The organism is Pectobacterium artocarpous (assembly GCF_046159765.1).
Lineage (GTDB): Bacteria > Pseudomonadota > Gammaproteobacteria > Enterobacterales > Enterobacteriaceae > Pectobacterium.
The window spans coordinates 217,165-230,627 of the sequence record NZ_JBJXVK010000003.1; the positions used below are offsets into that span (position 1 = coordinate 217,165).

The 13,463-nt window shown below is 51.5% G+C and carries 16 protein-coding genes; 14 read left to right on the forward strand and 2 right to left on the reverse strand.

Annotation, left to right across the window (positions count from 1 at the left end):
* Positions 1 to 54 precede the first annotated feature (54 nt).
* Positions 55 to 657, forward strand: coding sequence for a LysE family translocator (locus ACKQAD_RS03070; protein WP_409158790.1), 603 nt, complete (start codon positions 55 to 57; stop codon positions 655 to 657).
* 61 nt (positions 658 to 718) lie between these two features.
* Here ACKQAD_RS03070 and ACKQAD_RS03075 read toward each other — a convergent pair whose 3' ends face one another.
* Complete coding sequence (locus ACKQAD_RS03075) at positions 719 to 2,632, reverse strand: ABC transporter ATP-binding protein (protein ID WP_409158791.1); 1,914 nt, start codon at positions 2,630 to 2,632, stop codon at positions 719 to 721.
* Between the two features lie 125 nt (positions 2,633 to 2,757).
* On the opposite strand from ACKQAD_RS03075, the gene kefG reads away from it, so the two are divergent.
* The 4 genes from kefG (at position 2,758) to slyD (ending at position 6,071) form a co-directional block, all read left to right on the forward strand.
* The gene (gene kefG, locus ACKQAD_RS03080) at positions 2,758 to 3,309 is read left to right on the forward strand and encodes a glutathione-regulated potassium-efflux system ancillary protein KefG (RefSeq protein ID WP_409158808.1); all 552 of its coding nucleotides are present in this window, start codon (positions 2,758 to 2,760) and stop codon (positions 3,307 to 3,309) included.
* Position 3,310: 1 nt separating this feature from the next.
* Positions 3,311 to 5,122: a glutathione-regulated potassium-efflux system protein KefB gene (kefB, locus tag ACKQAD_RS03085; RefSeq protein ID WP_409158792.1), complete on the forward strand. Its 1,812-nt coding sequence runs from the start codon at positions 3,311 to 3,313 to the stop codon at positions 5,120 to 5,122.
* A gap of 55 nt (positions 5,123 to 5,177) precedes the next feature.
* Complete coding sequence (locus ACKQAD_RS03090; protein WP_409158793.1) at positions 5,178 to 5,372, forward strand: YheV family putative zinc ribbon protein; 195 nt, start codon at positions 5,178 to 5,180, stop codon at positions 5,370 to 5,372.
* 120 nt (positions 5,373 to 5,492) lie between these two features.
* Positions 5,493 to 6,071 carry a peptidylprolyl isomerase gene (gene slyD / locus ACKQAD_RS03095; protein ID WP_409158794.1) on the forward strand — a complete coding sequence of 193 codons (579 nt, stop codon included), beginning with the start codon at positions 5,493 to 5,495 and terminating at the stop codon, positions 6,069 to 6,071.
* Positions 6,072 to 6,170: 99 nt separating this feature from the next.
* Here the strand turns inward: slyD and ACKQAD_RS03100 are convergent, their stop codons facing one another.
* Positions 6,171 to 6,389 carry a protein SlyX gene (locus ACKQAD_RS03100; protein WP_409158795.1) on the reverse strand — a complete coding sequence of 73 codons (219 nt, stop codon included), beginning with the start codon at positions 6,387 to 6,389 and terminating at the stop codon, positions 6,171 to 6,173.
* Positions 6,390 to 6,671: 282 nt separating this feature from the next.
* Between ACKQAD_RS03100 and fkpA the strand changes: the two genes are divergently transcribed.
* The 9 genes from fkpA to ACKQAD_RS03145 all read left to right on the forward strand — a co-directional run.
* A complete protein-coding gene (gene fkpA / locus ACKQAD_RS03105) occupies positions 6,672 to 7,490 on the forward strand; it encodes an FKBP-type peptidyl-prolyl cis-trans isomerase (RefSeq protein ID WP_409158809.1) in 819 nt (272 codons plus the stop codon).
* Positions 7,491 to 8,184: 694 nt separating this feature from the next.
* Positions 8,185 to 8,907 carry a helix-turn-helix transcriptional regulator gene (locus ACKQAD_RS03110; RefSeq protein WP_005969561.1) on the forward strand — a complete coding sequence of 241 codons (723 nt, stop codon included), beginning with the start codon at positions 8,185 to 8,187 and terminating at the stop codon, positions 8,905 to 8,907.
* The gene (gene tusD, locus ACKQAD_RS03115; protein WP_409158796.1) at positions 8,907 to 9,296 is read left to right on the forward strand and encodes a sulfurtransferase complex subunit TusD; all 390 of its coding nucleotides are present in this window, start codon (positions 8,907 to 8,909) and stop codon (positions 9,294 to 9,296) included. The genes ACKQAD_RS03110 and tusD overlap by 1 nt, the downstream gene beginning before the upstream one ends.
* A 9-nt stretch (positions 9,297 to 9,305) precedes the next feature.
* Complete coding sequence (gene tusC / locus ACKQAD_RS03120; RefSeq protein WP_409158797.1) at positions 9,306 to 9,665, forward strand: sulfurtransferase complex subunit TusC; 360 nt, start codon at positions 9,306 to 9,308, stop codon at positions 9,663 to 9,665.
* Positions 9,666 to 9,683: 18 nt separating this feature from the next.
* On the forward strand, positions 9,684 to 9,971 hold the full coding sequence (gene tusB, locus ACKQAD_RS03125) for a sulfurtransferase complex subunit TusB (protein WP_409158798.1): 288 nt from the start codon (positions 9,684 to 9,686) through the stop codon (positions 9,969 to 9,971).
* A gap of 131 nt (positions 9,972 to 10,102) precedes the next feature.
* Positions 10,103 to 10,477: a 30S ribosomal protein S12 gene (gene rpsL / locus ACKQAD_RS03130; RefSeq protein WP_005969567.1), complete on the forward strand. Its 375-nt coding sequence runs from the start codon at positions 10,103 to 10,105 to the stop codon at positions 10,475 to 10,477.
* A gap of 96 nt (positions 10,478 to 10,573) precedes the next feature.
* The gene (gene rpsG / locus ACKQAD_RS03135) at positions 10,574 to 11,044 is read left to right on the forward strand and encodes a 30S ribosomal protein S7 (protein WP_009111198.1); all 471 of its coding nucleotides are present in this window, start codon (positions 10,574 to 10,576) and stop codon (positions 11,042 to 11,044) included.
* 96 nt (positions 11,045 to 11,140) lie between these two features.
* Complete coding sequence (fusA, locus tag ACKQAD_RS03140) at positions 11,141 to 13,255, forward strand: elongation factor G (protein ID WP_409158799.1); 2,115 nt, start codon at positions 11,141 to 11,143, stop codon at positions 13,253 to 13,255.
* Positions 13,256 to 13,324: 69 nt separating this feature from the next.
* Positions 13,325 to 13,463: GTP-binding protein (locus ACKQAD_RS03145; protein WP_072198062.1), on the forward strand; the 139-nt coding region annotated here is incomplete at its 3' end.

A 13,463-nucleotide genomic window follows, 5' to 3' on the forward strand; every position in this document is an offset into this window, starting at 1 on the left:
TAGCTTCAATGCTGCCAGTGGGTACGATATTTGGGTCAGGAGCGCCCATAAATAATGGAACTGAGTTTATTTCTGTCGATGTTAGGATTTTTGTGGGTCGCGGCCATCACGCCGGGCCCGAATAATATGCTGTTGACTACTTCGGGCGCGAATTTTGGCTTTGTACGCTCGCTGTGGCTGATGATTGGCATCATGCTGGGCATGCAAAGCATTTTGCTGCTGGTGGCATTCGGCGTCGGCGGGTTGATTCTGATTTATCCCGCGCTGCACGTTATCCTGAAAGTGCTCGGCAGCGCCTATTTACTCTGGCTGGCGTGGAAAATCGCCACGGCGGCTTACGAACGGCTGGAAACGTCCGTAGCCCCACCGAAGCCGATTCGGCTTTATCAAGGGTGGTTACTACAATTCCTGAACCCGAAAGCGTGGCTCATGGCGCTGGGCGCCGTTGCCAGCTTTAGTCTTGCGGGGGAAGGCTATAACCATTCCGTTATCGCGATAAGCATCGGGATTGTGCTGGTCAATCTAGTGTCCGGTGTCATCTGGCTTGGGTTTGGCACGATGATTGGCCGACTGCTGCGCAGTAAGAAAGCGTGGATTATCTTTAATGTGTCAATGGGGCTGCTGACTGCCGCCTGCGTGCTGCTGATTTGGCATTAATGCTTCATTCACGAGTATAGCGAGCGGCTTTCCGCTCGCTATGTCTTTCAGGACACAAATCTTAAAGCGAATCGCTCTGCATCATCTGCTCTAGCTGTTCCTGCGCGTCCAGCCAGGATAGCTCCGTTTCTTCCAGCTCGATTTTGACTTTGGTTTGTTGTTGCAGGCAGTCGGTGAGTTCCGCTTTGCGGCTGATGTCGTAGATTGCGCTGTCCGCCAGTCGGGTTTCAAGCGCCGCCAGCGTCTCTCCCAGCTTTTCCATCTGCTGTTCAAACTTAGCGATCTGTTTTCGCAGCGGCTGAGTTTGCGTTCTCAACTCGGCTTCACGGCGTTTCTGATCTTTTCTGCCCTGCGCGCTGTTGGCGGCATTCTCTTTTGGCGTTTCAGCCGCCGCATTTTCCTGACGTTGTAGGCCGACCAGCCACTGTTGATAATCTTCCAAATCACCGTCGAATGGTTCTACTTTCTGATCGTGTACCAGATAGAGATCGTCCGTGGTCGAACGGATCAGGTGGCGATCGTGCGAAACGACAACCAACGCGCCTTCAAAATCGATTAACGCCTCGGTCAATGCCTGACGCATATCCAGATCGAGGTGGTTAGTCGGTTCATCGAGCAGTAGGAGATTCGGACGCTGCCAGACGATAAGCGCCAGCACCAGACGGGCTTTTTCGCCACCGGAGAAGCGCTCGGTAATCTCCGTAACCTTATCACCCTGAAAACCGAATCCGCCGAGGTAGTCACGCAGTTGTTGTTCCGTTTCCCGTTCAGCCAGACGCACCAGATGCTGCAAGGGCGACTCGTCCGCACGTAAAAACTCTAATTGATGCTGGGCGAAGTAGCCGAGCTTCACGCCTTTTGCCAGCCCGATTTCCCCTTTCAAAGGGGCAAGCGTGCCAGCAAGCAGTTTGATCAGCGTGGATTTACCCGCGCCGTTATGGCCGAGTAGCCCGATACGAGAGCCCGGTACTAAATTGAGTTTAATTGATTCCAAAATCAGCGTGTCGCCATAGCCCGCGCTAACTTTTTCCATCTTCATTAATGGATTGGGCAACGATTCCGGGGCGCGAAAGCTGAAGCGGAAGGGGTTATCGACATGCGCTGGCGCAATCAGCTCCATGCGTTCCAGCATTTTTATCCGGCTTTGCGCCTGCTTGGCTTTGGTCGCTTTCGCGCGGAAGCGGTCAATATAGTGTTGCAGATGTGCGACGCGCTCTTGCTGGTGTTCATAGAGTGACTGTTGTTGTGCAAGTCGGGTGGCGCGCTGACGTTCAAACGAGGAGTAGTTACCCGTGTACTCGTTGAGCGACTGCTGCTCGATGTGCAGGATCTTGGTTACCACCGGATCGAGGAAATCGCGGTCGTGCGAGATCAGTACCAGCGTGCCAGCGTAGTTTTTTAGCCATTTCTCCAGCCAGATAACCGCATCCAGATCGAGGTGGTTGGTCGGCTCATCCAGCAACAGCAGGTCTGAACGACAGATCAATGCCTGTGCCAGATTCAGACGCATCCGCCAGCCGCCGGAAAAGGCGCTGACAGGCTGCTGTAATTGTGACTGAGAAAACCCTAGCCCATTGAGCAGGCTTGATGCTCTGGCCTGAATCGTCCAGGCCTGAATCGCATCCAGCTTGCCATGTAGCGTGGCAATGGCGTTGCCGTCGTTCTCTTCGTTGGCGGTCTGCAATGCGGCTTCCAGTTGGCGGAACTCGCGGTCGCCGTCAATCACGTAGTCTAGCGCGGGTTTATCCAACGCGGGGGTTTCCTGATTAACCCAGGCCAGTGACCAGTTTTGCGGGAATGTCGCGCTGCCGCCGTCGGCGCTGATTTCACCTTTCAGTAAGGATAGCAGGGTAGATTTACCACAGCCGTTCTTGCCAACCAGACCGACTTTCTGGCCGGGATTAACCGTTGCTGTCGCGTTGTCGATCAGAACGCGTACACCACGTCGAATTTGCAGCGAAGAGAAAACAATCATAAAGCGCCGTCTGTTCAGAGTATGTTAAATTATGGACATCTCAGGACACGCGGTGTCCTGTTTTGAGTCGTTGCGCTGCATGGTAACGGAAAACAATTATTATGACGACGCTTTGGAGGGGAATGATGTCGCAGCCACCGAAGATTTTGCTGCTGTATGCCCATCCTGAACCACAGGACTCGGTAGCGAACCGGATCTTATTGCAACCGGCTCAGCAGTTGGCGAATGTAACCGTGCACGATCTTTACGCACACTATCCTGATTTTTTTATCGATATTCATCACGAACAACAACTGCTGCGTGAGCATCAGATCATTGTTTTCCAACATCCTTTTTATACCTATAGCTGCCCGGCGTTGCTGAAAGAGTGGCTTGATAGGGTGCTTTCCCGCGGTTTTGCCAACGGGATTGGCGGTAATGCGCTGGCGGGGAAATACTGGCGTTCGGTGATTACGACCGGTGAACCGGAAGATGCCTACCATCCTGACGGGAATAATCGTTACTCGATGGAAGAGTTGCTGCGTCCGTTTGAGCTGACGGCAGCCATGTGTCGTATGCATTGGATGCATCCCATGATTGTTTACTGGGCGCGTCGTTTACAGCCCGATGTGTTGTCGAGTCAAGCCAGAGCTTACGGTGAATGGCTAGCCTCCCCTTTACCTGAAGAGGAACGCTAATATGGAGAGTTCCGCGCTACTGACCGCCGGAGTCTTGTTTTTGTTTGTGGCGGTCGTAGCCGTACCGATAGCTGTTCGATTAGGCATTGGTGCTGTATTGGGCTATTTGATCGCCGGGATCGCTATTGGTCCTTGGGGGCTTGGCTTTATCCGCGATGTGGAAGCTATTCTGCATTTCTCGGAGCTGGGTGTCGTTTTCCTGATGTTCATCATCGGACTGGAATTGAATCCCTCGAAGCTCTGGACGCTGCGCCGCTCGATATTTGGTGTTGGTGCGGCTCAGGTTGGCCTGAGTACGCTGATTTTAGGCGGTGCCTTGTATCTGACGGACTTTTCGTGGCAGTCCGCGCTGATTGGCGGCGTCGGGCTGGCGATGTCGTCAACGGCGATGGCGCTACAGTTGATGCGCGAAAAGGGCATGAACCGCAGCGAGTCTGGGCAGCTTGGTTTTTCTGTCCTGCTGTTTCAGGATTTGGCGGTTATCCCTGCGCTGGCGTTGATTCCCATTCTGGCTGGCGTGCAGGGCGATTTTGGGGATTGGGAACGGATTGGCCTGAAGGTCGCCGCGTTTCTTGGCATGTTAATCGGTGGCCGCTATCTGGTGCGCCCGCTGTTCCGTTTTATTGCGGCATCCGGCGTGCGCGAAGTGTTTACCGCCGCCGCGCTGTTGCTGGTGCTCGGCTCGGCGCTGTTTATGGAAACGCTGGGGCTTTCCATGGCGCTAGGCACCTTTATCGCTGGTATCCTGCTGGCGGAAAGCGAGTATCGGCATGAACTGGAAATTGCCATCGAGCCGTTCAAAGGCTTGCTGCTGGGTCTGTTTTTTATCTCAGTGGGGATGGCGCTGAATCTCGGGATCCTCTACACCCACATCATGAAAGTGATGGTCGCGGTACTGGTGCTGGTGGCCGTTAAAGGGGCGGTTTTATACTTTCTGGCACGGGTTAACCGGATGCGCCGCTCGGAGCGCTTGCAATTTGCGGGGGTGCTGAGTCAGGGCGGCGAGTTCGCTTTTGTCCTGTTTTCCGCCGCGGCGTCATTCAACGTATTGAAAGGCGAGCAACTGCCGCTGTTGCTGGTGACGGTGACGCTATCAATGATGACAACGCCGTTGCTGATGCAGTTGATCGACCGCATTCTGGTCCGTCGTTACAACGTGCAGGATGTGCCGGATGAGAAACCGTATGTCGAGGATGACGAGCCGCAGGTGATTGTTGTGGGATTCGGTCGTTTCGGACAGGTGATCAGTCGCTTATTAATGGCGAACAAGATGCGTATTACGGTGCTTGAGCGTGATATCAGCGCCGTGAGCCTGATGCGCAGCTATGGCTATAAGGTTTACTATGGCGATGCCACTGAGCTGGAACTGTTGCGTTCAGCAGGGGCGGATAAGGCGCAATCGATCGTGATTACCTGCAATGCGCCGGAAGACACGATGGAGATTGTACATCTCTGTCAGCAACATTTCCCCCATCTGGAAATTCTTGCGCGGGCTCGCGGGCGTGTTGAAGCCCACGAGCTATTGCAGACGGGCGTAAGACATTTTTCGCGCGAAACATTTTCCAGCGCGCTGGAGCTGGGGCGGAAAACGCTGGTAACGTTGGGTATGCACCCACATCAGGCGATGCGCGCACAACAGCATTTCCGCCGTCTGGATATGCGTATGTTGCGTGAGCTGATGCCGCAACTGACGGGGGATGTTGCGCAAATCTCCCGTGTGAAAGAAGCACGTCGCGAACTGGAGGATATTTTCCAGCGGGAAATGCAGCACGAGCGCCGCCGGCCTAGCGTGTGGGATGAAGACGACGAGTAAGAATAAATAACGCCTATCTGAATAGGTTCTAGGGCGGAGATGAATTGGAGCTATCATGCGTAAACGCTTTATTGCAGGGGCTGTGTGCCCGATGTGCCAGGCGCAGGACACGCTGGCGGTTGGACGAGAGGATGACGTCGAGGTGGTGGTGTGCGTGAAGTGCGGGTATCGCCAAAGTCAGGCTGATGAACCCGCTGTGGCAGCCGCGCCGCAGGCTAACGAGATTATCGGGATCTTCCGCCCTGAATGAGGGATGAGTACCGTGATGGCATTGTCATCAACCGTTGACGTTTTTTGATTCCGGACGGTACATAGGGACATTTTTCAGCTACAATTTGCGCCAGTTTGATTTCCAACGGTAGGAGATATCATGAAAGTAGCAAAAGATCTGGTGGTCAGCCTGGCCTATCAGGTACGTACAGAAGATGGTGTGTTGGTTGATGAGTCTCCGGTGAGTGCGCCGTTGGACTATCTGCATGGTCACGGTTCCCTGATTTCTGGTCTGGAAAAAGCGTTGGAAGGCCGTGAAGCGGGTGAGAAGTTTGATGTGAACATTGGTTCCAACGACGCTTACGGCAACTATGATGAGAATCTGGTTCAGCGCGTACCGAAAGATGTCTTTATGGGCGTTGATGAGCTGCAGGTTGGCATGCGTTTCCTGGCTGAGACCGATCAGGGGCCAGTACCCGTTGAAATCACCGAAGTTGAAGACGACCACGTTGTTGTTGACGGCAACCACATGTTGGCAGGCCAGAATCTGAGCTTCAATGTTGAAGTCGTCGCTATCCGTGAAGCAACGGAAGAAGAGCTGGCGCATGGTCACGTTCACGGTGAGCACGATCATGAACACGGAGACGGTTGCTGTGGCGGTCACGGCCATGATCATGAGCACGGTCACCAGCACGGTAAAGGCGGCTGCGGTGGCCACGGTGGATGCGGCTGCCACTAATTAGCCGTAGCGCATAAAAAAACCTCAGGTTGATGATTATCACCTGAGGTTTTTTATATCTGGCCTGTCTTGAGCGCTGATATAACCGAGGTGCAGATCTTAATAATGCGGCGGCGGCGTTTCTTCTGACTGGGGGGCAACGAGCGAGGTTTGCTGGTTGCGCAGTCTGTCGGTGAGTAGACGCACGTGCTCGCGCAGGCGGCTAATTTCCCGCTCGTGTTGAATAACCGTTTGGTTAAGCTCTTCTATGGTGACTTCCTGAAAAGCCTGTCGGCTTTCCAACTGTTCTAGCCGTTCTTCAAGTGCTAATGGTGACATCGGTATTCCCCTTACTTCTTGTTACCCGCGAGTTTGTCAGAAAGCGGAAACTTCTGGTAGTAAAAACGGTCGCAGTAGGGCGCAATGAACCATCCTGAGTGGGGCATATTGTTGCCAGATGACCTTAGGACGACACAAATGATGCTGGAAAAGCTTCCTGACGTTTTTTATCAAAGGATTGTCGAGTGCGTCGTTGTGTTGTCTTCGTTCGCACAGTTATAGTAGGCGCGAATGTATTTTAATGATGGCTGGAGCGCGTTGCTCCAGATGCTGGAGAAATGGATGAAATCACTGTTTAAAGTAACGCTGTTAGCAACAACGATGGCTCTGGCTCTGAACGCAGGCCAGGTTCTGGCGGCAGACAAGGCGCAGGCGTCTGACAATACTGCGGCAGCCAAATTCAAGAACGATGAGCAGGCAGCGGCTTATGCTTTAGGTGCATCTTTAGGGCGTTACATGGATAACTCTCTGAAGGAGCAGGAAAAGTTAGGCATTAAGCTGGATAAAGAGCAACTGATTGCTGGCGTGCAGGATGCGTTTGCTGACAAGAGCAAGTTGACTGACGAAGAAATCGAGAAAACGCTGCAAGGCTTTGAAGGAAAAGTAAAAGCCGCTGCTGAAGCTAAAATGAAGCAAGATGCGAAAGATAACGCGGACAAAGGTGCCAAGTACCTTGAATCCTTCGCCAAAGAAAAAGGCGTGAAGAAAACCGCATCTGGCCTTCTGTATCAGGTTGAGAAAGAAGGCAGCGGCAACGCACCGAAAGACAGCGATACCGTGGTGGTTAACTATAAAGGTACGCTGGTTGACGGTAGCGAGTTCGATAACTCCTACAAACGTGGCGAACCGCTTTCTTTCCGTTTGGATGGTGTAATCCCAGGCTGGACCGAAGGCCTGAAACACGTTAAGAAAGGCGGAAAAATCAAGCTGGCTATCCCACCTGCACTGGCATACGGTGAAAACGGCGTGCCTGGCATTCCGGCTAACTCTACGCTGGTATTTGACGTTGAACTGCTGGACATTAAATCTGAAGCTGACCTGAAAGCAGCGGATGATGCGAAAGCTAAAAAACCAGCAGCAGAAGAAAAAGCTGCTAAATAAGCCTCGCTATAGTGTTGGTATGACCGCAGGTTTTGGCCTGCGGTTTTTTGTGCGTTAAAACGATGTCCCTGCGACCTCATCCTTTTCCCGTAAACGTCTTTTTAAGTATGTTTCACAATCCATTTATCCTCTTCGTCATGAGCTAAGCTGATGCCGCGCTCTTCCACTACAGCCACGCGCCACAACAGGCATGGCCGCTCCCTGAAGCCGCCACGGTTGAAGATTTCCCGCTCAATCTGGCTGCGTTCAGACCCGCATTGAGGCCGCCTGTCATCGCGTTGGCTGCGATCCTGCCACGGTGCGACTGCTACCTGTCAGCAAGACCAAGCCTGAAAGTTACCTGCGCATGGCGCACATGCTGAGGAAGAAAGGGGTATTGAACCCGTCTGTCATATCCAGTAGTTACAGTGTCTAACGGTAGTAGGCGATGCTCTGGACCAGAGTAATAGGCAGAAAAAGATCAGCACGAACTGTGGTGCTCAGGTGTGGTCTGCCCATCGGTATTGGTTTTTTCATATACGTCTCTCGTGATTTCCATGATTGAGAGGCAAGAAGACGCAGACTCTAGCGGGGTTGAATTAATACAACCTTAAGAGGTAGCCCGTTAAATTCAGGGACGTGAGAGTGGACATTTGCTAGACTATGTACCCTGTCAATACAAAATAAATAAATGACGTTGAGGGTGGTGTCTGCCATGTCTAATTCGCTTGTATCTGGCGAATCTTATGAGCTTGATTTGCTGGATGAACGTCCTTTCAGCCAGACGGACTATGAGATCCTGAAATCTTATGAAGCGGTGGTTGATGGCTTGGCCATGTTGATTGGCGAGCACTGTGAGATTGTGTTGCACTCGCTTGAGGATCTTAAATGTTCCGCCGTGCGTATTGCTAATGGGGAACATACCGGCAGAAAGATTGGCTCGCCGATTACGGATCTTGCATTGCGCATGCTGCATGACATGGCAGGCGAAGATAGCAGCGTATCGAAGGCCTATTTTACCCGCGCAAAAAGCGGTGTGTTGATGAAGTCAGTCACGATTGCAATCCGTAATCGCGATCAGCGCGTGATTGGGCTGTTGTGCATCAACATGAATCTGGACGTCCCTTTCTCCCAGATTGTGCAGACCTTTATTCCACCTGAAACGCATGATGTTGCATCTTCTGTTAACTTTGCGTCGTCGGTTGATGACCTTGTGGCGCAAACGCTGGAATTTTCGATCGAAGAAGTCAATGCAGATCGCAACGTCTCCAATAATGCGAAAAATCGCCAAATCGTACTGAGCCTGTATGAGAAAGGCATCTTTGATATTAAAGATGCCATCAACCAGGTCGCCGAGCGTCTTAATATTTCCAAACACACGGTCTACCTTTATATCCGTCAATTCAAAAGCGGCGACTTCAGCGGACACGAACGTTGATGCTGAGCTACTGTTTGCTGGTGACTGGTCCTGCTTATGGCACACAGCAGGCGAGCAGCGCGTTGCAGTTTGCGCAGGCGCTGTTGGCTGAGGGGCACTGGCTGAAAAGTGTGTTCTTCTATCGTGAAGGCGTGTTGAATGCCAACCAACTGACGTCGCCCGCTAATGATGAATTTGATCTTGTACGTGCTTGGCAGCAGTTGGGGGTAACGCATCAGGTGGCGCTGAATGTCTGCGTTGCTGCTGCGCTGCGCCGAGGCGTAACCGATGCTCAGCAAGCCAGTCAGCTCAACCTTGCAGGTACAAACCTGCAACCCGGCTTTGTTCTCAGCGGGCTGGGGGAACTGGCACAATCTGTATTGACCTGCGATCGGGTTATTCAGTTTTAAGGTAGCGTTATGAAGCGAGTCGCATTTGTTTTTACGCATTCTCCACATGGGAGCGCTTCCGGGCGAGAGGGGCTGGATGCGCTATTGGCGATGTCTGCCCTGACGGAAGAGATTGGCGTGTTTTTTGTCGGAGACGGTGTACTTCAACTACTGCCACAGCAGCAGCCAGAGCAGATTTTGATGCGTAATTATATCGCAACGTTTGGCGTATTGCCGCTGTACGATATCGACAGTTGCTATCTGTGCGAAGCGTCCGTGCGCCAGCGTGGATTGAATCTCGATACCGACTGGGTTTTGGATGTGGAGCTGTTAGCGCCGGAGGCCTGGCGTAGCAAACTGGCCAGCTATCATTCCATCCTTTCATTCTAGCGACGGATCTCTCCATTTATGCTGCATACGCTCTCATATTCTCCTTATCAAGTTGACCTGGATACCCTGTTGCGTAGCTTGGGTAGCGGCGATGTTGTAGTCCTATTGCAGGATGGTGTTATCGCTGCTCTGACTGGTGGCAGCATTATCCATCGTCTTCTTGATTCAGCGGTTCCTCTCTATGCGCTCCGGTCTGATGTCGTAGCGAGAGGCATGACTGAACAAATTTCAAACAGTGTCGTGCTCATTGACTATAATGAATTTGTTCAACTGACAGTGGAGCATTCGCAGCAACTCGCGTGGTAACGCCGAATTTTTGTATATTTCTTGACTCCTTTCACTGCCAGCCCTAAAATTCCGCGTCCTCATACTTTGCCTTGCGCAGACATGAGACGATTTATTACGTGTTTACGAAGCAAAACCCAGGAGCTTTTTTAATGGCAACAATTAACCAGCTGGTACGCAAACCACGCTCCCTGAAGGCTGCTAAAAGCAACGTTCCGGCGCTGGAAGCATGCCCGCAGAAACGTGGCGTATGTACTCGTGTATATACTACCACCCCTAAAAAACCGAACTCCGCACTGCGTAAAGTATGTCGTGTTCGTTTAACTAACGGTTTTGAAGTTACCTCCTACATCGGTGGTGAAGGTCATAACCTGCAGGAGCACTCCGTGATCCTGATCCGTGGCGGTCGTGTTAAAGACCTGCCAGGTGTGCGTTACCACACCGTTCGTGGCGCGCTGGACTGCTCAGGTGTTAAAGACCGTAAGCAATCCCGTTCCAAATACGGCGTGAAGAAGCCAAAGGCTTAATGGTTCTCCGTTAAGTAAGGCCAAACGTTTTAACTTAAATGTCAAACTAAACTCGTAGAGTTTTGGACAATCCTGAATTAACAACGGAGTATTTCCATGCCACGTCGTCGCGTCATTGGTCAACGTAAAATTCTGCCGGATCCTAAGTTCGGATCAGAACTGCTGGCCAAATTTGTAAACATCCTGATGGTAGATGGTAAAAAATCTACTGCTGAAGCAATCGTCTATACCGCGCTGGAGACCCTGGCTCAGCGTTCTGGTAAAGATCATCTGGAAGCTTTTGAAGTAGCTCTGGACAACGTTCGCCCGACTGTCGAAGTTAAGTCGCGCCGCGTTGGTGGTTCTACTTATCAGGTACCAGTAGAAGTCCGTCCGGTTCGTCGTAATGCTCTGGCAATGCGTTGGATCGTAGAAGCTGCTCGTAAACGCGGTGATAAATCTATGGCTCTGCGCCTGGCGAACGAACTTTCTGATGCAGCAGAAAACAAAGGTACTGCTGTTAAGAAACGTGAAGACGTTCACCGTATGGCTGAAGCCAACAAGGCGTTCGCTCACTACCGTTGGTAATCCCTTCGATGTAGTCATGCTAACCAAGCGGGCGCTAAAAATAGCCAACCCGCTTGGGTTAACTAAATTGAACGCCCTAGTATATAGAGGATACAAATGGCTCGTACAACACCCATCGCACGCTACCGTAATATCGGTATCAGTGCGCACATCGACGCCGGTAAAACCACTACTACCGAACGTATTCTGTTCTACACTGGTGTAAACCATAAAATCGGTGAAGTTCATGACGGCGCGGCTACTATGGACTGGATGGAGCAGGAGCAAGAGCGTGGTATTACTATCACGTCCGCAGCGACTACTGCATTCTGGTCTGGTATGGCTAAGCAGTATGAACCGCATCGCGTAAACATCATCGACACCCCAGGGCACGTTGACTTCACTATCGAAGTAGAACGCTCCATGCGTGTTCTTGATGGTGCGGTAATGGTTTACTGCGCAGTTGGTGGTGTTCAGCCGCAGTCTGAAACCGTATGGCGTCAGGCAAATAAATATAAAGTTCCACGCATTGCGTTCGTTAACAAAATGGACCGCATGGGTGCTAACTTCCTGAAAGTTGTTGGTCAGATCAAAACCCGTCTGGGCGCGAACCCTGTTCCGTTGCAGTTGGCTATTGGTGCTGAAGAAGGTTTCACCGGTGTTGTTGACCTGGTGAAAATGAAAGCCATCAACTGGAACGATGCCGATCAGGGCGTGACCTTTGAATACGAAGACATCCCGGCAGATATGCAGGATCTGGCTGACGAATGGCACCAGAACCTGATCGAGTCCGCCGCTGAAGCTTCAGAAGAGCTGATGGAAAAATACCTGGGTGGTGACGAACTGACTGAAGAAGAGATCAAGAAAGCTCTGCGTCAGCGTGTTCTGAACAACGAAATCATCCTGGTGACCTGTGGTTCTGCGTTTAAGAACAAAGGTGTTCAGGCGATGCTGGATGCGGTAATTGATTACCTGCCATCTCCAGTTGACGTACCTGCGATCAACGGTATTTTGGATGACGGTAAAGATACGCCGGCTGAGCGTCACGCAAGTGATGATGAACCGTTTTCTGCACTGGCGTTCAAAATCGCTACCGACCCGTTTGTGGGTAACCTGACGTTCTTCCGCGTGTACTCCGGTGTGGTTAACTCCGGTGATACCGTACTGAACCCAGTTAAATCAGCACGTGAACGTTTTGGTCGTATCGTTCAGATGCACGCTAACAAGCGTGAAGAGATCAAAGAAGTTCGTGCAGGCGATATCGCTGCCGCTATCGGTTTGAAAGATGTAACGACGGGTGACACTCTGTGTGATCCAGACAACGTCATCATTCTGGAGCGTATGGAATTCCCAGAGCCGGTAATTTCCATCGCGGTAGAACCAAAAACCAAAGCTGACCAGGAAAAAATGGGTCTGGCATTGGGTCGCTTGGCTAAAGAAGACCCGTCTTTCCGCGTATGGACTGACGAAGAATCTAACCAGACTATCATCGCTGGTATGGGTGAATTGCACCTCGATATCATCGTTGACCGTATGAAGCGTGAATTTAACGTTGAAGCGAACGTAGGTAAACCTCAGGTTGCCTATCGTGAAGCGATTCGTGCGAAAGTTACCGATATCGAAGGTAAACACGCCAAGCAGTCTGGTGGTCGTGGTCAGTATGGTCATGTTGTTATCGACATGTACCCTCTGGAGCCAGGCTCAAACCCGAAAGGTTACGAGTTCATCAACGACATCAAGGGTGGTGTGATTCCTGGTGAATACATCCCTGCCGTTGATAAAGGCATTCAGGAACAGCTGAAAGCCGGCCCTCTGGCTGGTTACCCAGTGGTAGATCTCGGTGTGCGTCTGCACTTCGGTTCTTTCCATGACGTTGACTCCTCTGAATTGGCGTTTAAACTGGCTGCTTCTATTGCCTTTAAAGATGGCTTTAAGAAAGCAAAACCTGTTCTGCTTGAGCCAATCATGAAGGTTGAAGTGGAAACGCCGGAAGAGAACACTGGTGACGTCATCGGTGACCTTAGCCGTCGTCGTGGTATGCTGCGCGGTCAGGAATCCAACGTTACTGGCGTTGTGATTCACGCTGAAGTTCCGTTGTCTGAAATGTTCGGATACGCAACTCAACTGCGTTCTCTGACCAAAGGCCGTGCTTCTTACTCCATGGAGTTCCTGAAGTACGATGATGCGCCTAATAACGTTGCTCAGGCCGTAATTGAAGCCCGTGGTAAATAAGCCTCAGGGTTAAAACAAAATCCCGTGCTCTCTCCGTTGGGGGAGAGCATTTGAGTAAGGAATATCGCCGTGTCTAAAGAAAAATTTGAACGTACAAAACCCCACGTTAACGTCGGTACTATCGGCCACGTTGACCATGGTAAAACAACGCTGACCGCTGCAATCACTACCGTTCTGGCTAAAACCTACGGTGGTAGTGCTCGTGCAT